General features: G+C 65.3%; 19 protein-coding genes and 1 pseudogene. 8 read left to right on the top strand and 12 right to left on the bottom strand.

Annotated features, from left to right (window positions below; translation table 11 throughout):
* Positions 1 to 116: 116 nt before the first annotated feature.
* Entirely contained in the window at positions 117 to 350 is a 234-nt protein-coding gene (locus ACT6UX_RS19355; protein WP_444776786.1) for a helix-turn-helix domain-containing protein, read from the bottom strand.
* 5 nt (positions 351 to 355) lie between these two features.
* On the bottom strand, positions 356 to 1,021 hold the full coding sequence (locus ACT6UX_RS19350) for a hypothetical protein (RefSeq protein ID WP_444776785.1): 666 nt from the start codon (positions 1,019 to 1,021) through the stop codon (positions 356 to 358).
* On the opposite strand from ACT6UX_RS19350, the gene ACT6UX_RS19345 reads away from it, so the two are divergent.
* A complete protein-coding gene (locus ACT6UX_RS19345) occupies positions 1,011 to 1,385 on the top strand; it encodes a hypothetical protein (protein ID WP_444776784.1) in 375 nt (124 codons plus the stop codon). The genes ACT6UX_RS19350 and ACT6UX_RS19345 overlap by 11 nt on opposite strands.
* 173 nt (positions 1,386 to 1,558) lie before the next feature.
* Here ACT6UX_RS19345 and ACT6UX_RS19340 read toward each other — a convergent pair whose 3' ends face one another.
* A complete protein-coding gene (locus ACT6UX_RS19340; RefSeq protein ID WP_444776783.1) occupies positions 1,559 to 2,263 on the bottom strand; it encodes a formylglycine-generating enzyme family protein in 705 nt (234 codons plus the stop codon).
* Between the two features lie 147 nt (positions 2,264 to 2,410).
* Positions 2,411 to 3,544 carry a TAXI family TRAP transporter solute-binding subunit gene (locus tag ACT6UX_RS19335; protein WP_444776782.1) on the bottom strand — a complete coding sequence of 378 codons (1,134 nt, stop codon included), beginning with the start codon at positions 3,542 to 3,544 and terminating at the stop codon, positions 2,411 to 2,413.
* A gap of 129 nt (positions 3,545 to 3,673) precedes the next feature.
* On the opposite strand from ACT6UX_RS19335, the gene ACT6UX_RS19330 reads away from it, so the two are divergent.
* The 5 genes from ACT6UX_RS19330 (at position 3,674) to ACT6UX_RS19310 (ending at position 7,054) form a co-directional block, all read left to right on the top strand.
* Positions 3,674 to 5,608, top strand: a complete 1,935-nt coding sequence (locus ACT6UX_RS19330; protein WP_444776781.1) for a TRAP transporter permease — start codon at positions 3,674 to 3,676, stop codon at positions 5,606 to 5,608.
* Positions 5,609 to 5,769: 161 nt separating this feature from the next.
* Entirely contained in the window at positions 5,770 to 6,030 is a 261-nt protein-coding gene (locus ACT6UX_RS19325; protein WP_444776780.1) for a hypothetical protein, read from the top strand.
* Positions 6,031 to 6,069: 39 nt separating this feature from the next.
* Positions 6,070 to 6,342 carry a hypothetical protein gene (locus ACT6UX_RS19320; RefSeq protein ID WP_444776779.1) on the top strand — a complete coding sequence of 91 codons (273 nt, stop codon included), beginning with the start codon at positions 6,070 to 6,072 and terminating at the stop codon, positions 6,340 to 6,342.
* A 23-nt stretch (positions 6,343 to 6,365) separates the two neighbouring features.
* A complete protein-coding gene (locus ACT6UX_RS19315; protein WP_444776778.1) occupies positions 6,366 to 6,587 on the top strand; it encodes a hypothetical protein in 222 nt (73 codons plus the stop codon).
* A gap of 101 nt (positions 6,588 to 6,688) precedes the next feature.
* Complete coding sequence (locus tag ACT6UX_RS19310; protein WP_444776777.1) at positions 6,689 to 7,054, top strand: hypothetical protein; 366 nt, start codon at positions 6,689 to 6,691, stop codon at positions 7,052 to 7,054.
* A 67-nt stretch (positions 7,055 to 7,121) separates the two neighbouring features.
* On the opposite strand, the gene ACT6UX_RS19305 is transcribed toward ACT6UX_RS19310, so the two are convergent.
* Both ACT6UX_RS19305 and ACT6UX_RS19300 read right to left on the bottom strand, forming a co-directional pair.
* A complete protein-coding gene (locus ACT6UX_RS19305) occupies positions 7,122 to 9,026 on the bottom strand; it encodes an ABC transporter substrate-binding protein (protein ID WP_444776776.1) in 1,905 nt (634 codons plus the stop codon).
* 178 nt (positions 9,027 to 9,204) lie between these two features.
* Positions 9,205 to 9,702: a DUF2059 domain-containing protein gene (locus ACT6UX_RS19300; protein ID WP_444776775.1), complete on the bottom strand. Its 498-nt coding sequence runs from the start codon at positions 9,700 to 9,702 to the stop codon at positions 9,205 to 9,207.
* 135 nt (positions 9,703 to 9,837) lie between these two features.
* Here ACT6UX_RS19300 and ACT6UX_RS19295 point away from each other — a divergent pair, with 135 nt between their 5' ends.
* Positions 9,838 to 10,440 (top strand): NUDIX domain-containing protein, encoded by a 603-nt coding sequence (locus tag ACT6UX_RS19295; RefSeq protein WP_444776774.1) that lies wholly within the window; start codon positions 9,838 to 9,840, stop codon positions 10,438 to 10,440.
* A 31-nt stretch (positions 10,441 to 10,471) separates the two neighbouring features.
* Here the strand turns inward: ACT6UX_RS19295 and ACT6UX_RS19290 are convergent, their stop codons facing one another.
* Genes ACT6UX_RS19290 through ACT6UX_RS19275 form a run of 4 tightly spaced genes read right to left on the bottom strand, consistent with a single transcriptional unit; the run spans position 10,472 to position 14,499 of the window.
* Positions 10,472 to 11,479, bottom strand: coding sequence for a hypothetical protein (locus ACT6UX_RS19290; RefSeq protein WP_444776773.1), 1,008 nt, complete (start codon positions 11,477 to 11,479; stop codon positions 10,472 to 10,474).
* Positions 11,479 to 12,534 (bottom strand): glycosyltransferase, encoded by a 1,056-nt coding sequence (locus ACT6UX_RS19285; protein WP_444776772.1) that lies wholly within the window; start codon positions 12,532 to 12,534, stop codon positions 11,479 to 11,481. The genes ACT6UX_RS19290 and ACT6UX_RS19285 overlap by 1 nt, the downstream gene beginning before the upstream one ends.
* Positions 12,531 to 13,676 (bottom strand): GNAT family N-acetyltransferase, encoded by a 1,146-nt coding sequence (locus ACT6UX_RS19280; protein ID WP_444776771.1) that lies wholly within the window; start codon positions 13,674 to 13,676, stop codon positions 12,531 to 12,533. Before ACT6UX_RS19280 ends, ACT6UX_RS19285 begins: the two co-directional genes overlap by 4 nt.
* Positions 13,677 to 13,704: 28 nt before the next feature.
* The gene (locus ACT6UX_RS19275) at positions 13,705 to 14,499 is read right to left on the bottom strand and encodes a hypothetical protein (RefSeq protein WP_444776770.1); all 795 of its coding nucleotides are present in this window, start codon (positions 14,497 to 14,499) and stop codon (positions 13,705 to 13,707) included.
* Between the two features lie 232 nt (positions 14,500 to 14,731).
* Here ACT6UX_RS19275 and ACT6UX_RS19270 point away from each other — a divergent pair, with 232 nt between their 5' ends.
* The gene (locus ACT6UX_RS19270) at positions 14,732 to 15,598 is read left to right on the top strand and encodes a TauD/TfdA dioxygenase family protein (RefSeq protein WP_444776769.1); all 867 of its coding nucleotides are present in this window, start codon (positions 14,732 to 14,734) and stop codon (positions 15,596 to 15,598) included.
* Positions 15,599 to 16,015: 417 nt separating this feature from the next.
* On the opposite strand, the gene ACT6UX_RS19265 is transcribed toward ACT6UX_RS19270, so the two are convergent.
* Complete coding sequence (locus ACT6UX_RS19265) at positions 16,016 to 16,741, bottom strand: M48 family metallopeptidase (RefSeq protein ID WP_444776768.1); 726 nt, start codon at positions 16,739 to 16,741, stop codon at positions 16,016 to 16,018.
* Positions 16,741 to 17,259 (bottom strand): annotated as a pseudogene (locus ACT6UX_RS19260) (type I restriction endonuclease subunit R); the annotation flags it as partial. The gene ACT6UX_RS19265 and the pseudogene ACT6UX_RS19260, both read right to left, overlap by 1 nt.

Below are 17,259 nucleotides of genomic sequence, written 5' to 3'. Positions count from 1 at the left end.
CCGATTGCGCTCCATCTCCCGCTATCGCGCCCGATGTCGACGTCATCCTGGCCTCTTGGCAGTGCTGCGGCTTCCCCAAAGCGGCCTCCTGGGATCGGCCCGATCCTTAGGCGCCCCTAGGACGTCGGAGGTACCGTCGTTTCGCTGTCGGGCTCGAACGCGAGAATGTCCCCCGGCTGACAATCGAGGTGGCGGCAGATTGCGTCCAATGTGTTGAAGCGTATGCCCTTGACCTTGCCTTGCCTGAGCAAGCTGAGATTCGCCTCGGTAATGCCGATATATTCGGCCAGTTCCTTTGACTTCACATTGCGCCGCGCCAGCACGGCCGCGAGGCTCACCTTGATGGGCATGGCTGTCAGACGAACTGGCTGTTTTCTTCGGCGAGCGCGGCCGCTTTTTCCATGGCCCAGGCCAACGCCGCCATCACTCCTGCAAACAGCGCCAGGATCATCACGTCGGAGCTGATCTCGATTGCGATCTGCTTCGGACCGCCGTTCCAACTGAGCGCCAGCACGAAGAGCATGCCCGACAAGGGCTTCGTCAATGCGCTCAACCCCGCGCCCAGAGCAAAATCGCGCAGCCCGGCAATGCCCTCGGCGCCGAACGGCCGCCCCGTCGCAAACTGGGTGAGACAGACGCGCAACCGCCACAAGCCCCAGCTCATGGGCAGGAGATGAAGCAGGGCCGTGGTGATCGCAACCATGCGTATGCCGACATCGCGCGCCACGGGGGGCGGATCGATCAGCCAGTAGCCGATTGCCAGCGCCGGCAGGAGCGCGGCCAGTCCGACGGCCGCCAGGGCCAACGCGCTGAACACCCGGCGCGCCCGCGGTGACACCACCAAGGCAGCCTGCGAACGCATATCGCCTGGATAGGTGAGGCTGTTTTGGTTCTTCATGCGTTTTCTTTCTCGAGGTGTTCCTCGAATGATGCGCTGATTATTATTGTTTGACAATAATTTATCGTGATCTGATAGATAGAATTGTTGTTTAACAATAAGGGAACTTTGAATGAGTACCATGCGCGCCGCCACTCTCCTTGCTCTCTCGCTCGGCCTCGCCGTGCCTGCACAAGCTGCCCCGTCGACCCCCGTCGGTAAAATCTCCGTCGCTCAGGTGATCGACCTGATCCAGCGCTCACCCAAGGACAATGACGCCCGCAACGCGGCGATGGCCTATCTGGCGGGCGTAGGGGAAACCACCGGCCTGTTCGTGGCCGAGGCCGGACGGCGTGCGCTCGCCAGCATCACCTGCGCCGGGCCACTCGCCATTTCCAGCGCTGCGGTTCTTGCCGCGCTTTCGCGCGTGGATAAGGGGGATTGGGACAAAACCGCGGCCACCCCCATTCTCGTCGACGACATGCTGAGTCGGGCGGGCTGCCGCTAGCCGCGCTTTCCCGCCGCGCCGAGACCGGCGTCCCGCGGCGGCGATCAACGCTTCCGCCACTGTGCCCATAGCCCGACGCCCCGACGGTATCGTCAGGTGGCCGCAATCGAAATAAACGAAATATCCGAAACAATCGAAATGAAAAGGGCCCCCGCGCGATTTCGGAGTTGGCGTCAACCCTTAGCGTCGTAAGCGCAGCGAAACCCTATATAGAGGGCGTAGAAGCCGGCAGCCTTCCATTGTGCGCCGTCGGCGCGGGCCTGGGCCGGGCCGTACCACCAGGACCCGCCGGCGGTGAGGGCGTCCTCGCCACGCCGGTCCGCCATCCACTCCCAGACATTGGCGCCCATGTCGTACAGCCCGTTGACGCCGCGTTTGGTGGTCGCGACGGGGACATGTTCCCGACGGTTGTTGTTCATGCCGTCGGGGTCGTCGCCCACCGGATATTGGTAGGTCTGCCCCCGCACGTAACCGTCGGTCGGCCGGTCGCGCTGCTCGGTGTAGGCGGCGCTTCGCCATTCGGCGAGGGTCGGCAGCCGGCCGCCGACATGTCGGCAGAAGGCAGCGGCCTCCGCCCAGGTCACGTGCACGGCAGGCTCGGACTCCTGGCCGGGCTGGCCTTGCGGACGCTCGTAGGTCCAGCCTTGCCGCCGCGTCCATCCGCCAGTGTATTCGAAGCCACCGCCCTCGCGCTCGGCTGCCGTTCGCAGAGACGTAGCGCGGGCGAAGGCCCGGAACTGGCCGATCGTCACTTCGGTCGCATCGATGCCAATTCCACCGATGCGCACGGGCTCAGGCCGTTGTGCGAGGCAGGGGGCGGCATTGGCGACAATGGCCGCGAGGGACGCGGTCACGATCGTAAGTCGCGAATGGATCATTGGCATCGTGATCCGCGTTTGGTGTGCTGCTCAGCCTGCCGCTGCTGTTATCAGTCGGTGGCGAGAGTCCGGCCACCCGAGCCAAACGCCGCCGGGCCGAGCCCGCGCGGCGTTTGGAAGATGATGATGCGCCGAACCGGACTCCGGTCAGGCGTCGCTGGGCGCGAGGCCGAGCGTCTTCACGCGGTACTCTTCCCAGAACTTCGTCCAGGCCTCGTCGCCCTGGCCCTTGAACTTCTTCTGGGCGTCGGCCCAGCCGGCCTGGACTTTCTTCAGCCGGGCCATGCGTTGGTCCTGCCAGGCCTGATGCTCGGGCTTCCAGATGCCCTTCTCCTTCAGGTAGCGGATCGAGCCTTCGTGCCACGGCGCATCGGCCGGCGGCTTGCCGGAAACGTTCGGCGCCCAGTTGCCGGCGCTGGCGGTGATCGCCTTGATCAGGTCCATCGACTCGTCGACCGCCTTGACGATCGAATAGACCTCGTCGGCACTGGTGTTGGCATAGGTCGCGATGATCGGATAGCGGTAGCCGACGAGATCGATCGGCTTTTCCTTGGAGATGCCTGCTCCGGCCGTCTCGTGATAGGGCTCGAAAAAATCGGCGACGGCGCGGATGCGGTCCCAGCCGGCCTTGTCGGAGGGCGGGAACGGCGGATAGGTGAGGCCGCGCGGACTGGCCTCGATCTCGCGCATGTTGGCCGAGGTGGTGACGCTCGAGAAGGAGTCGAGCTGGTTGTTGATCACCGCCGTCTTCATGGCGTTGTAGCTGCCGAACCAGACGACCTGGACATCGGCACGGGTCAGGCCGGCAAAGGCGAGATAGGCATCGGTCTTGACGTTTACCGACGGGTTGCCTTTGACGTAGCCGACGCGCTTGCCCTTGAGATCCTTCACTTCCTTGACGCCGATGTCACCGGCCGTCGCCATCGCATTGCTGGCGGGCCGGGCCAGGACGACACGCACGTCCTGCGGGCCCCACGAAGGCGCCGCAAAGTCGAAGGTGCCTTCCGCAGAGAAATAGAGTTCGTTGGCCAGGAAGCCGTAATTGGCCTTGCCCTGCTTCATCGGCAGGAGGCGCCCGATCGAGGTGCCGGACGGCACGATCCGCACCTTCATCGGCTGTTTCTTCATGATCGCATCGGCGATGCCCGATGCCTCGGCGTAGCCCGACGATCCCAGATCGTAGGCCGTCCACACGGAAACATCGGGCAGCTTCGCCTGGGCAGCGCCGCCCGTGAGCATCATCGCCGTCGATCCGAGTAACACTTCCCGTCGCTTGAACATGGCGTTTCCTCTCCTGTGTTGTGTTGTGTTTTTGAGTGGGAGATTGGCAAGAACGGCATCGAGGGTCAAACTGGCGCCAACAAAATGAGTCGGAGCTGCACGGCGGCTCGGCCAGGGAGGAACCAGAACATGACCGACCGCAAGGACGCGTCAGAGATCAACCTCGCGCCTGAAGACGGTGGCCGCGACAGACTGAGAGGCCCGTCGTACTGGCTGGCGATCGCCATGGGCAGCGCAGGGGTCGTGCTGACCATCAACCAGACGTTCAATCTCCATCTGTTCGGCCAGGCGATCATCGACACGTCGTTCTACTATCTGCTGCTCGGCCTGTTCCTGTCGCTCGCCTTCCTCGCCTATCCGGCGCGCGATGCCGACCGCGATCGGATCCCCTGGTACGACTGGGCGTTGTTCGCCGCCTGCATCGCCGCGACGTCCTATCTGGCCTGGCATGGCGGCCGCATCGTCGCCGAGGGCTGGGATCTCGCTGCGCCGACCGAGGCCGTCGTGGTCGCCGGCATCATCTGTCTGCTGGCGCTCGAAGGCGTGCGCCGCGCTGGCGGGGCGGTGCTCTTCGTTCTCTGCGCCGTCTTCGCCGTCTATCCGATGTTCGCGGGCGACATGCCGGGATTCCTGTGGGGACCCAGCAGCGGACTGGCCGAGACCCTGAGCGCTCACGGCATGGGCGTGGAGAGCATCATCGGCGTGCCGATGCGCACCGTGGCGTCGCTGCTGGTCGGCTTCCTGGTGTTCGGCTCGGCTCTCGTGGTCACCGGCGGCGGCGAATTCTTCATGGCGCTGGCCATTGCCCTGATGGGCCGCACGCGCGGCGGCCCGGCCAAGGTCGCGGTGCTGTCGAGCGGCTTCTTCGGCTCGCTGTCCGGCAGCGTCATCTCCAACGTGGTCACGACGGGCCAGATGACGATTCCGACGATGAAGCGCGTAGGCTATCCGGCACACTATGCCGGCGCGGTCGAAGCCTGCGCCTCGACCGGCGGCGCGCTCATGCCACCGGTCATGGGAGCCGTCGCCTTCATCATGGCCGAGTTCCTGAACGTGCCCTACAGCACGGTCATGCTCGCCGCCGTTGTGCCGGCGCTGCTGTATTACGGCGCGCTGTTGCTGCAGGCCGATCACTACGCGGCGAGAAACGGACTGAAGGGGCAGCCGGCCGCGGAAATCCCACCGCTGCTGCCGGTGTTGAAGCGCGGATGGCACTTCCTGTTCAGCCTCGGCCTGCTGACCTACCTGCTGCTGGTCATGAAGCAGGAGGCCCTGGCCCCCTATATTGCGACCGCCGTGCTGATCGGCACGACGATCGTGTTCGGCGACAAGCGCTTCGGTCTCGTCGGCCTGCGCGACCTGGCGATGGACGCCACCCGCAACATCGTCAACATCGTCGCCATCCTGGCCGGCGTCGGCTTCATCGTCGGGTCGCTTTCCTACACCGGCGTCGGCGGAGCGTTCTCGCGCGAACTGCTGCAGTTCGCCGACGGCAATATCTATCTGCTGCTCATCCTGGGCGCGCTCACCAGCTTCATTCTCGGCATGGGAATGACGGCGAGCGCCTGTTACATCTTCCTCGCCATCACGCTGGGGCCGGCCCTTATCGGCGGCGGACTGAACCCGATCGGCGCCCACCTGTTCATCCTCTACTGGGGCCTCATCAGCTTCATCACGCCGCCGGTGGCGCTTGCGGCGATCGCCGCCGCCAGCATCGCACGGGCCGACCCGTGGCGTACCGGACTCTGGGCGATGCGGCTCGGGCTCATCAACTTCGTGCTGCCGTTCCTGTTCGTGCTCAATCCGACGCTCCTGCTGATCGGCACACCGTTGCAGATCGTCCATGACGTGGCGACGGCCTGCTTCGCGGTCTGGCTGTTGGCCGCCGGTCTGGAGGGCTGGCTGTACAGACTGGGGGCGATCGGCAGGCTCTCGCGGGTGCTGCTGGTCGCCGGCGCCCTCGGACTGCTGGTCCCGGGCATGGCCACGGACCTGTTCGGCCTGGGCATGCTTGCCGCGGTCTATCTCGGTAACGGGCTCTGGCGGAGACGCGCTGCAGCCTGATCGGGGCTGATTGAGCGGGCGGATGCAGCCCCGACCGACGGCGTGCGTTGTGTTGCATGTCCGAACGCCGCCCGCCTGCCGACGAAGCGCCTCCGAAAGACACCCCGCCGATCGATCCGCCGCGGAAGCAGGCGCCTGTCCAGGAGCCGCCGGGCCGTGAGGTGCCGCCCGCGGAAGCGCCACCATCCGAGGACGAGTCCGGCAAGCCCAAGCCCCAGGAGCGCGTGCAGAAGCTGCGGCTGGGCGTACGGGTGGTGTGGTGGAGCGCGGTCGTGCTCACCCTGTGCTTCGGCGGCGTCGCGCTGTGGATGGGCGTAGGGCAGCGAGATCCCTTTGCCCTGATCTTCCTCGTCCTGGCGGGGTGCTGCGCGCTCGCCGGCTACGGCACCCTCGTTGCCTTCCGCCGTCCCTCGGCATCCTGAAGACCGGACATGACCACTCGAGCACTGGAGGATTTAATGGTGTCCACCCCCAAAAAGCCCGACCCCAACGAGGCCTCGGCCAGTTACAGCGGCACCGAACAGGCAAAGGACGCGCGCCGCGAAGAGAAGCGCCGGACGGGCGTCTACGGCGCCGACGCGGAGGAGGGACCGGGCTACGAGCGCGAGGATGAGGAGAAGGGCGGCCGCTACGGGTTGGAGCCCACCGTCGAGCGGCCCGCCGGCGAGGGTAGTTCCGAGACGGAGGTGCCCCCGGCGGAGCGGAAAGTGGATAAGGTACCGGCTCGCAAATGACGCCGTTTCCGCTATGAGGGTTCATGGGCCAGCCGATTTCCGAAGCCAAGAAGGCGATCTTCCTGCAGCGTGCCGAGGCGCGGCTGAACTTTGCCCGCAACCTGCCGGAGGGTGACGCCAAACGGGAGGCCAAGATCCGGGAGGCCGAGAAGGCGCTGCAGACCGCGCTCGCCTCCAAGACCGGCACGGTGCGGAGCGGCTCCGGGCGCAAGGCGGGCAAGGTGAGGAAGAAGCGTGCTCGATGACGGCGGGCTTGCCTTGGAAACGGCGCGATTTCGACATCGAAAATGGCTAGAATTCGGCGAGAGATTGCGTGTTCGTGCCACCTTCCGGTGAGGGAATGTCGATGCTGAAAAAAATTGCCGTGGCCGCCTTGGTCGCCCTGCTTCCCGCCGCCCCCGCGCTGGCGGAGCCGGCCGTCTTCACCTGGACGGGCTACGGGCTGAACGTGCCGGGCAGCGGCAAGTGCCCGACCTACAAGATGACGATCAAGGTCACCGTCGTCGGCACGGAGGTGGATGGATGGTTCCAGCAGGAAGGCCGCCCCGAGCGCGGCTTCAAGGCGACGCTGGGTGCCGACCAGAAGTTCAAGTCGACGGCCGTCGTGGGTGGCGGCAACAAGATGGACGTGGTCGGCTCGCTGAAGCCCGGCGCCTCGACCATCATGCTTGACGGCTACTGCCTGTTCGAGGGCCCGCTCAAGCCCCAGTGACCAAGCCCAGTGACCAGGCCCCCGGTGACGGGCCCGCGATCGGTCTCGTTAACCGGCGTCTGGATCGCTAGCTGGCGATCCAGAACGTGTCGGGCTCGTAGAGGCCGATATAACCGCCCGGGTCCCAGGCCCAGTAGCCCTTCTCCGGCACGTTGCGCACCTTCTTGCCCACGGTCACCGGCTGGCGCACCTCGTTCACCGTACCGATCGAGAACACCTCCTCGGCATTGACCGAGAGGATCTCCTCCCAGGCCTTGCGGCGTTCGGCTGAGTCGGCCGACTGCTCCCACTTCTGCAGCAGCGCCAGCAGATGCTTGCCGACTTCCATGTCGCAGGGTTCGCCCTGCTTGCCCTTCGATTCGACGTAGAGGCCCCATTTCGGCCATTGCAGTCCGCCCTGCATCACCGGCGTGAACTCGCGCGGGCTGGTGTCGGGCGTGGGCGCGGCCGTGGTCACGCCGGCATAGGCGGTCATGACCGCCTCGCCGGAGGTGGTGCGCAGGCGGAAATTATCCGTGGTCTGCGGCTTCAAGAGCGCCTTGAGGCCGATCTTCTTCCACTGGTCGACCACCAGGGTCATGGTGTCGACCTCGTCGGCCTTCTCGCTCGAATGCTCGATCACGAACATCGCCGGCTGGCCGTTGGGCAGAAGGCGGATCCCGTCGCTGCCCTTCTTGGTGAGGCCGATCTCGTCGAGCAGCTTGTTGGCAGCCTTTACGTCCTGGATCGCCCACTTGGTCGCGTATTCCGGCTTGAACAGCGGCGAGCGCGGCATGATCGTGTTGGCGGAGGGCTTGGCCAGCCCGTTGTAGACGACGTCGCTCAACTCGTCGCGGTTGATCGCCAGCGACAGTGCGCGGCGGAAGCGGACGTCGCGGTTGAGCTTGCGCCAGGTGTCGTCATTGGCGTTCAGGTTGGGATAGAAGGCGACTTCCGAGCCTGAGCCCTTCTCCCACAACAGCGCCTTGATGCCGGAGGTCTTGGCGGCGTCGCGCAGGAAGGTGTAATCGCGCAGGCCGAGATAGCGCGGCTGCAAGTCCGATTCGCCCAATCCTGCCTTGGCGGGAATCAGGTTGGCTGCCACCACCGTCATGATCACGTCGTTGATGTAGGGCAACTGCTGGCCCTTGCTGTCGATGCGGTGGAAGTAGGGATTGCGCACGAAGACGAAGCGCTGGGCCGGCGGCACCGTCGTGAGGACCCACGGGTTGAGCGTCGGCAGGTCGACGTTGCTGTTGCCGTACATCGCGTCCTGGCGCTTGAAGACGTTGGACCAGCGACTGCCCTTGTAGCGCTTGAGTATCTCTTCCTCTTCCGCGTACTTGCCGTGCAGCGTCTTCAGATAGTGCGCCGGACGGAAGAGGAAGAGCGGGGCGGCGCGCGCCTGGCTCTCGATGAAGTCGGGATTGGGCTTGTGCCAAGTGTAGCGGATCGTCACCTCGTCGAGGATCTCGACCTTCGGCGGCTTGCCTTCGACCAGCAGCTCGACCGACGGACCGTTGGGCGACAGGTCCTTGTTGTTGGCGATGTCCTCCCAGAAGAAGCGGAAGTCCTCGGTGGTGAAGGGATGGCCGTCCGACCATTTGTGACCGGCGCGCAGCTTCAACGTGAACTCGCGGCCCTCCTTGACCTCGTAGCTCTCGAGGATGTCGGGATGCAGCTTGAACTTGTCGTCGTAAACGATCAGCCGGGTGTAGCTGTAGACCGTCATCAGTCGGGTATCGCGCGTGGCGGCCACCAGCATGTTGAGCTGGCCGCCCTGGCGGCCGATGCCGTCGGCACCGGAGAAGCTCTCGATGACCCGCGGCTGTTTGGGCAGCCGCTCGGCGATCGGCGGCAGCGCTCCCGACTTCACCTTGTCGCGAAGGCCCGGAGTCTCCTGCAGCGCCGGCAGCGGATTGGCAGCGAAGGCCGGTACGCTACGCGCCACCAGCCCCAGCAACAGTGCCTGCGTCAGAATACGTCTCTTCATCGCCAGCCTCACTGTTATTGCCCCAGTTCCCGAGCTTGCGGGAATTATGATGCAGAACTAAGGCAAAAATCGTCGATTTTCTGAAGAATCGGGCCGGGAATAATGGACGCAGCCGAAGCGCCGTTCGAGGGTGCGCTCCTCGAACGGCTGGGGCGATCGGACGGTCGTCCTGTGGATCTCAGGGCTTGCTGGTCTTCAGCTTGCGCTTCTCGAATTCGGGCTTGAGCTTGCTGAGCACTTCCACCGCGATTTTCTGGCCGAAGGTCTGGGCGACCGTCAGGGTCTCGGCGACGATCTGCGGCATCTCCTTGACCATCTTGCGGCCGACCGGCGAGTCGTAGAAGGCGGTGACCTCGGCCAGCTCGTCCTTCGTGAAGTGCCCCGCATAGACCGCCGCCATCGCGTCGATCATGGCCGGGATCTCCTTGGCGAATTCCGCTTGCATGAGTCCGATCACTTCGTTGATCTCTGCGGTCTTGCCGGGATTGGCCCGCTCGAGGCTGGCCTTCTGCGCCGCGAGGATGCCGCTGACCATCTGTTGGCTGACCGCAGCCGAACCAGACTTCTCGAGAAAGACCTTGGCCTGGGCGAGGGCGGCGGGATCTATCGGTTTCGGCGCCTGGGCCAGTGCGGGCGCGGCGAAGGCGAGAGTGCACAACAGGATGAGGAGACGCATGGTTTCCTTCAATTCTGGAACGGGCCACATTCAATGTCGGCGGGCCTGCGGAGGTTCCCGTGGTTTTTCCGTCCCACAGCGAGGCTGCTATCATCACCCGCAAAGGTATTCGAGTGTGCGCCAACCGAGGGCATGATGGCATCTGAACCGGACAGGGAGCCGCCTCCCAAGGCCGACAAGAAAGGCCCCTGGACCGTTCTGTCCGTCAAGGATGTGTACGAGAATCCGTGGATCCGGCTCACCCATCACGAGGTCCTGACGCCGGCGCAGACTCCGGGCATCTACGGGCTTGTCCACTACAAGAACCTGGCCATCGGCGTAGTGCCGGTCGATGACGACCTGCATACCTATCTGGTGGGCCAGTATCGCTTTCCGCTCGACGCCTACAGCTGGGAGATTCCCGAGGGCGGCGGGGCGCACGGCGTCGATCCACTCGACTCGGCGGCGCGCGAGCTGCGCGAGGAGACGGGGCTCGTGGCGCGCCGCTGGCGCAAGCTGCTGGAGGCGGACCTGTCGAACTCCGTCTCCGACGAGCGCGCCGTGGCCTACCTCGCCTGGGGCCTCACCGCGGGGGAGGCCGAGCCGGAAGCCACCGAGGAACTGGCGGTCAGGCGGATCCCGCTCGCCGAGGCGTTCCGCATGGTCGAGGCCGGTGAAATCCGCGATGCACTGAGCGTGCTGTCGCTGCAGGCGGTGCGGCTCCTGCAACTCGAGGGAAAGCTCGATCTGCCGGACTGAGGGGGCATTCCGGGCTCTGTCGTGCCTTCCGTCAGGGGCCGGCGGCGTTGGCGATGATGCAGCTAAGGGTCTGCTGCAGGTAGCCCCGATTGATCGGCAGCATGAGCGTGCCGCCGAAGCGCGGGTTGATCTCGAACACGGCGATCCGTCCCTCGGGTGTCAGCGTGTAGTCGATGTTGCAGGGGCCGTCATAGGCCAGCGGCAGGAGCAAACGCTCGATCGAGACCAGAGCGCCGGCCGGCGGGTCGATGGCGGTCATGGACTTGAAGACGACACCTTGCCGGATTTCCTGGCCCGTCTCCTTTTCGAAGCTGAAGGTGCAGGACCATAGAATGCGCCCTCCCTTGCAGACGCAGTGGGTCACGTATTCGACCGGCGCGGGGAGACACTGCTGGACGATGAACTTGCCGCTTCCCCACGGCTCGGTGCTGAGGAACGCGTCGAGCTCACGATCCGATCGCAGGATGCGGCTGCCGAAGGCAAAGGCGGCGTTCACATACTTCACGATGCAGGGATAGCGGACCTGCTCGCGCGTCGCGTAGGTGATCGGACAGAGTTCGGACAGGCCAGCCTCCTCCACATAGGCGGCAAAGGCAGCCTTGTTGCGCAGCACCTCGACCGCGCGGTGGTTTGGAATCAGCGAGTCCATCGTGCGCGGACAATGGACGATGTTGTCTTCCGACAGCGGGATGATGACGTTGCGCACACCGGCGGCGGGCGGCGGCAGGGGACGGGCCGGATCGTCCGGCCACACGCGCACTTCCGTCCCCCCGGGAACGGTCTCCCAGGTCTGCGCGTCGGAAAGGCGGGCCAGCCAGTTGTCGGCGTAGTTGCCGAAGATCACGACCCGCACCGGCACCTGCCCTGCCGGCGAGGGAGGCAGCACGACCCGCAGAGGGGCGTTTTCGAGCGATTTCTTGGCCCGATGAAGCATCGAGCGGACCGGGCGCGGCAGCAGGGCGCGCAGCCGCCAGGCGGCGTTGCCATGACCCCACGTGCGCAGGGCGACGAGCGCGCGCGTGAAAATCGGCCAGTGCATCAGACAGGACCGTGCCCGGGTTTCTGCGGACCAACCGACACCTTGCCGCCGATCAGGCGCCGGACGAGCTCGAGATAGTGATGGGCACACGCTTCGAGGGTCAGGTTCTCGGTCACATAGGCGCGCGGCGTATATGCCTGCCCCAGAATCCCCGACCAGAAGCGCGGGAAGGTGGCGGTGAACTCCGCGGCATCGCGGAACTTCATCCCGCAGCGCTCGTCCCAGTAGGGGACGGACGTGACGGGGCCGAACTGGACGCGGTGGGGGTAGTAGTTGGTGTCCTGCCAGGGGCCGCCGAGATCCCAGGCGAAGACCGGCACGTCGCACGACAGCGCCTGCTCCAGCGCAATGCCCTGGGTCTCATGCTCGCAGAGAAACACCATCGACCGCGAGCGTGCGAGCATGGCCTGGAATTGCGCTTCGCGATAGTGGCCGTAGGCGAGGGTGGCGACGCGAAGGCCGCGGGCCTCGAGGTCGAGAAGGATCGGGTCGCGCACAGCCGTCCGGTCGCGGGCGGGATGGAAGCGGATCTTCTCGTACACCAGCACGTCGACGTCCTTGGCGACGTCAGGGGAGGGCTTCCAGTCATCTGTGTCGATGCCGACCGGCCAGACGTGGACTTTGTCGCCCCAATGGGGTTCGAACATCTTCCGCGCCCATTCGCAGGGCACCAGCACGCCGCGAATATCGTGATCGGTGAGCAGGGTGGGATGGCTCAACGGATGGTCGTAGCCGGCGGCGCCGAATACGATCGGCGTCGCGCGCGGAATCTTGGCGAGCACCAGCGGTTTGCCGATGACGCAGGCGACTTCGCCGGGGTTACGCCGCAGGCGCCTGTAATCGTTCACGCGATATCGGATGCCCAGGCGATCCAGCCCGGCGCACAGGTTGAGAAACACGCGCATATGGCCGCCCGGTTGCTTCGGGCCGCGCACGATGCGCCGAACGAGTCTTCGCGGATAACGATCGAACGGCAGCCAGCGGTCGGGGTCGTCCTCTTCATAGAACAGGTTCAACGCCTCGTCGTCTCGCGACGGGGCGGGATGTGTATTCATCGATCCAGCGGCTTTCGATCTCGCAAAGGAGTGTGCTCCCTACCCAAACCGAGGGAACGGCGAATTTTTCCGAGGCGGAAGCGCAGCTTTCGCAGCGATTGCGCGATCTTGCGCATCCACACTACCGCGATGCCTCGCCAATTCAGGCCGACGAGACAATTGAAAGTGAGGCAGTCATGTCGTGCCCACGACGCCTTATAGGGTTCGTCTCCAATCCGGAAATCGTAATCAAGACCGCGCTGGAGGGTCCAATGCAGACAATCCTGCATCAGGAGTTCGCCGGTCGAATAGCGGTCCCAGGCCGGGTCGTGGCAGCCGATCAGAAACTCGACATGGCGCTCGCCGACGGCATTGATCTGAAAGGCGACCGGCTTGTCGCCCAACCGAAGGACGAAGAGCGACAGGCTACCGGGATCGTGCGGGTCGGACGTCATCGCGCAAAGAAAGTCGCGATAGTCGCGGAGCGTCAGCCAGTCGTTGTCGTAACCGCGCCGGGTGATCCAGCCTTGTTTGAGCGCAAGGATAGCGTCGATCGTCGCCGGATCGACCGGCGTCACTTCACGCCGAAACGTGACTTCGCCGAGGTCGCACAGGCGGCGGCGTTTGCGCCGCAAACTGCTCCGGTGCGAATTGCTGACGGTGACGAGATAGGTTTGCCAGTCGGGATACGCGGCGCTCAGGATCTGCGGGGCATTGAGCTTGTTGTCCACGAAGCAGCGGAACCCGTTCTCTTCGGGGAGCCGGGCGAAGGGGCTGTCACTGCGCACATGCGGCATGAACAGGAGGTCGCCCAACGGGCGTGCCGCCTTCCAGAGACGTTCCATCCACTTGCCTTGAAGTGGTCCGGGCTCGACCAGCGGCTCGGTATATTCGCTGCTCTCGGCACCGAGCTGGCGAACCAGCCGCAGCCCTTTGTCGAGATGGCTCGTCAGCGCCCAGATCCCGACCAGTCGGCCGGCGCTGCGGAGCGTGAGAATGTGCAGTCCGCGGCCACGCGGTTCCGCGACGGTCTGCCATGCCACGGACGACCACCTGTAGCCCTGCGACAAGCGGTGCCCGGGGCAGCGTGAAACCAGTCCCTCCCACTCCTCGCGCAGGTCGGCGAGGTCGGCGGTCGTTCCGAGCACCGTCACGTCGGCCATTGGGGAGACTGCGGAGGGCAAGGCTGCTTCAGCGACGGCGAAAAAGATAGCCGGCCCCGACCGGGTGTTCCGGAGCGCCGCGATAGTGCACCGGCCCCCAGGACATCAGTTCACGTTCCAGCACGAAGCCATGCCTGGCGACCTCGGCCAGCACATCGTCGTGATTGACGATGTTGGAATAGAATTCGCCCTGATATCCGGCGCTCCACAGTCGCTGTACGACGACGAACCCGGGTACCGAATAGACGACCGGAAGGGCGTTGATGATCAGCCAGCTTTCGGCCGACCCGGCGAGACGTGCGACCATTGCCCGCCAGTCTTGGACATAGTGAACCGCGCCGCTGGCAAAGACGACGTCGTAGCGGCGGGTGAAGCACTCGTCGTCGGAATCGACGAACGCGACCGTCGGATTCAACTCGCGACCGAGCCGGCAATTGGTCGGCTGTTCTTTCACCAGATAGTCGAACGTCACTTCGGGCAGCATGCGCCGTGCGACCAGCGCGTAGTGGCCGAGCATGCCGCCCCAGTCGAGCACGGAGAGCTGGTCCTTGCCGTGGCTCGCCCGTGCCATCACATACAGAAAGGTCATCAGCATGTTGTGCGCGGTGAGATCGCGCTCGTCCGAGCGATAGGGGAGGACCGTGAGGTCCTTCTTTCCCGCGATCCGGGCTTCGACGAGCGGCCAGTTGCGCCGCATCACCTGTTCGGACGAGCTGTCGTCCCAGCTCGGCAAGGGCCCCGCAGGCCAAGCCGCGCCTACATACTCCCGCTCGACGGGGCGCATGCGCCCCATGACGGCCGGAATGATCGGCGGAACGAGCATCCGAAGTAGCTGCCCAAGCCGCATGTCCTCTGCCTCCCAGGATTCATTGGCTCTCCATGCAGGAGAGCAGCCTGGGCGATCTTCTGGAGCCTGGAATCCAGGTCCGTTTTGCTGCCCAAGCGATCAGTCATGCACCGTACGATCCCCTATAGCTAAAATCGCTCTCACAATGCAATCATATGTCGTCGCTCTGAGCGGCACGCAAAGCTGCAATCGTCTGGAGGTTCGAGCCATGTCCGAGTTCCAATGCGAAACGCTCCATCCCGAATTCGGCGCTCGCATTCGCGGCATCGACGTCGGCCAGCAACTTGCACCGGGTCTGCTCGCGGAGATTCGCGCAGCGATCGATCGATATTCGTTCGTCTGCTTTCCCGATCAGACGATGGATGACGACCGCCAGCTCGTACTGACGCGGCAGCTCGGCAGTCCGGAGCCCAGCCACACCAGCGTCGGCAAGGTCGAATATTTCGGCACCATCGGCAACGTGCAGCCGGACGGCACGGTGCTGGGCAATTCGCACAAGAAGACGGTCTTCCTCACCGGCAACAACATGTGGCACTCGGATGCCTCGTTCAAACCGGTGCCGGCGTTCCTTTCGGTAATGTGCGCCTACGAGACACCGAGCGAGGGCGGGATCACCATGTTCGTCTCGCTGCGCGCCGCCTACGACCGCCTGTCGCCGCAGCGCAAGGCCGAACTCGAGCCGCTGATCGCGATTCACGACTACGTCCATTCGCGCTCGAAGGTCGCGCCCGATGCCGTGTCGCCGGAACTCGCCGCCTCGCTGCCGCCGGTGCGTCAGCGGCTGGTGCGCACCAACCCGGCGACGGGCGCGAAGAACCTGTTCCTCGGCAGCCACGTGCGCGAGATCGAGGGCATGGATCCGGCCGCCGGCCGTGCGCTGATCGACGCGCTGACCGAGGAAGCGATCCGGCCCGAGCACGTCTATCATCACCGCTGGCAGCCGGGCGACGTCGTCCTGTGGGACAATCGCTGCCTGCTGCATGCCGGCAGCGGCTACGACGCCGACCGTCATCGCCGCTACATGCGCCAGACCCGCGTCAGCGGCGCCTGCTCGTCGCTGGAAGAAGCCGCCTAAGGGCGCGATCTACCCCTCGCGAGCTTCGTCTACTACGGGCTCTACTGGTACGCCTTCGCCTGGGGCGTCGATTCGTCCGACGCCTTCAAGCGTGACGCGCTGCTGCTGAAGGCCCTGTCGGTCGCCGCGCTCACCTTCGTCTACCTGCAAGCGCCACCCGATCTCCTGTTGCTCGCCGTCATCGCGCTGGGCGTTCTGCTGAACGCCCGCGCCGCCTGGTGGCCGCTCGCGGTGCTGCACGTCGTGCTGAACATCGGCCTACTCGCGATGGAGCGGTCCGGACCACGCCGCCGGCCGGTCCTCCGGCTGCGGGATTCCTCGTCCTCGCGGTCACGGCGGCGGCCGGAACGGTCGCCGCGGGGCACCATTATCCTAAATCGACATCGGTACGGCTACCCTAGCCGCGGAAAGTCCTTCTCACGTGACGAGCAGCATCTCGGACAGCTCGTCCAGTTCGTTCTTTGCCACTCGCCAGTCCGGCATGTGGCGGTCGAGAAGTGCGTAGAAGCGAGGGCTGTGGTTGTGCTCCGCCAGATGGCAGAGTTCGTGGAGGAGCACGTATCCCACGCAATGGGCCGGCGCCTTGATGAGAGCGGGGTTCAACGTGACGGCTCCCTTCGGCGAGCAGCTTCCCCAGTAGCGCTTCATGGTGAGCAGCTTGATCGGGGGCGCGGCGTCGACCCAGGGCAGGTCGGCGGCCATCCGAGCCATGCGCGAAGCGAAATAAGCCAGCGCGCGCTTGCGATACCACCGCTGGAGGGCCAGGCGGACGTCGGTGGCGTCGCCCGTGGGCGCGGTCACTTCCAGCCGGCCGGCAACGAGCCGCAGGGAGCGCGCGGCGGCGGGGTCCGTGATGATCTTCAGCTTGTAGCGACGTCCGAGATAGAAGTGGGTTTCGCCGCTGCGGTAGTCGCGCGCCCGGGCGTGGCGGCGGTAGTCCTCGAAGCGGTCGATATGGTCCATGATCCAGCGGGCGCGCTTCTGGACGCCGGCGCGGATCCTGGCCTCCGGCGTGCCGACCGGGGCCTCGACCGTGAGAGCCCCGCCAGGCTCCACATGGATGCGGAGCTTGGCCGTCAGGCGCGCGGTTTCGTGGACGTCGTATTCGGCGGTGCGAACGCCGTAGCGCAGCGTCAGGCGCATCAGCCGGCGTCCCGCGACAGTCCCACCCGCGCAACCTCGACCACCTGGTCGGTGATCGAACGGGCGAGGTCGAGACCGGTGAGCGTGAACAGAAGCGGCAGGATCGCCTTGCGGATCGCGGCCTCGACGTTGGCGGGGTTGAGCGAGTTCTCCGCCACCGCCGTCTGCACCATGCGGTCGATGTCCAGCGCCGCGGCGGCGAAGCGGTCGGCGTCGGGGCCGAGGGCTGCGCCATCGCCGACGGCCAGCCGGATGATGCCGAAATAGGCCGTGGCGTGGCGCTTGCCGTTCAGCGCGGCGGGCGTGCCGTCGACCTTCCGCCCGGCAACCTGCTCCTCGATGTCCTTGAAGATCGCGTACTGCTTCAACGGGCGATCGAACAGCGCCGAGGCCTCCGCAATGGCGGCCTTCAGCAGCTCGGAGAAATGCCGCTGGGCGTACGGGTCGTCGATCAGCTCCTGTTCGATGGTCCGGGTCAGGCGCGTGCGGATGATGTCGGTCACGTTGCGCGTCTTCTC

Source organism: Reyranella sp., assembly GCF_052439685.1.
Taxonomy (GTDB): Bacteria; Pseudomonadota; Alphaproteobacteria; order Reyranellales; family Reyranellaceae; genus Reyranella.
This window is presented reverse-complemented; position numbering and strand designations above follow the sequence as displayed.

Excerpts from the sequence above, each read along its gene's own strand:
- ACT6UX_RS19340 (WP_444776783.1), bottom strand. The coding sequence starts at position 2,263 with ATGATCCATTCGCGACTTACGATCGTGACCGCGTCCCTCGCGGCCATT.
- ACT6UX_RS19270 (WP_444776769.1), top strand. The coding sequence starts at position 14,732 with ATGTCCGAGTTCCAATGCGAAACGCTCCATCCCGAATTCGGCGCTCGC.
- ACT6UX_RS19275 (WP_444776770.1), bottom strand. The coding sequence starts at position 14,499 with ATGCTCGTTCCGCCGATCATTCCGGCCGTCATGGGGCGCATGCGCCCC.
- ACT6UX_RS19350 (WP_444776785.1), bottom strand. The coding sequence starts at position 1,021 with ATGGTACTCATTCAAAGTTCCCTTATTGTTAAACAACAATTCTATCTA.
- ACT6UX_RS19345 (WP_444776784.1), top strand. The coding sequence starts at position 1,011 with ATGAGTACCATGCGCGCCGCCACTCTCCTTGCTCTCTCGCTCGGCCTC.
- ACT6UX_RS19295 (WP_444776774.1), top strand. The coding sequence starts at position 9,838 with ATGGCATCTGAACCGGACAGGGAGCCGCCTCCCAAGGCCGACAAGAAA.
- ACT6UX_RS19290 (WP_444776773.1), bottom strand. The coding sequence starts at position 11,479 with ATGCACTGGCCGATTTTCACGCGCGCGCTCGTCGCCCTGCGCACGTGG.
- ACT6UX_RS19285 (WP_444776772.1), bottom strand. The coding sequence starts at position 12,534 with ATGAATACACATCCCGCCCCGTCGCGAGACGACGAGGCGTTGAACCTG.
- ACT6UX_RS19280 (WP_444776771.1), bottom strand. The coding sequence starts at position 13,676 with ATGGCCGACGTGACGGTGCTCGGAACGACCGCCGACCTCGCCGACCTG.
- ACT6UX_RS19310 (WP_444776777.1), top strand. The coding sequence starts at position 6,689 with ATGCTGAAAAAAATTGCCGTGGCCGCCTTGGTCGCCCTGCTTCCCGCC.
- ACT6UX_RS19315 (WP_444776778.1), top strand. The coding sequence starts at position 6,366 with ATGGGCCAGCCGATTTCCGAAGCCAAGAAGGCGATCTTCCTGCAGCGT.
- ACT6UX_RS19330 (WP_444776781.1), top strand. The coding sequence starts at position 3,674 with ATGACCGACCGCAAGGACGCGTCAGAGATCAACCTCGCGCCTGAAGAC.
- ACT6UX_RS19265 (WP_444776768.1), bottom strand. The coding sequence starts at position 16,741 with ATGCGCCTGACGCTGCGCTACGGCGTTCGCACCGCCGAATACGACGTC.
- ACT6UX_RS19335 (WP_444776782.1), bottom strand. The coding sequence starts at position 3,544 with ATGTTCAAGCGACGGGAAGTGTTACTCGGATCGACGGCGATGATGCTC.
- ACT6UX_RS19355 (WP_444776786.1), bottom strand. The coding sequence starts at position 350 with ATGCCCATCAAGGTGAGCCTCGCGGCCGTGCTGGCGCGGCGCAATGTG.
- ACT6UX_RS19300 (WP_444776775.1), bottom strand. The coding sequence starts at position 9,702 with ATGCGTCTCCTCATCCTGTTGTGCACTCTCGCCTTCGCCGCGCCCGCA.
- ACT6UX_RS19305 (WP_444776776.1), bottom strand. The coding sequence starts at position 9,026 with ATGAAGAGACGTATTCTGACGCAGGCACTGTTGCTGGGGCTGGTGGCG.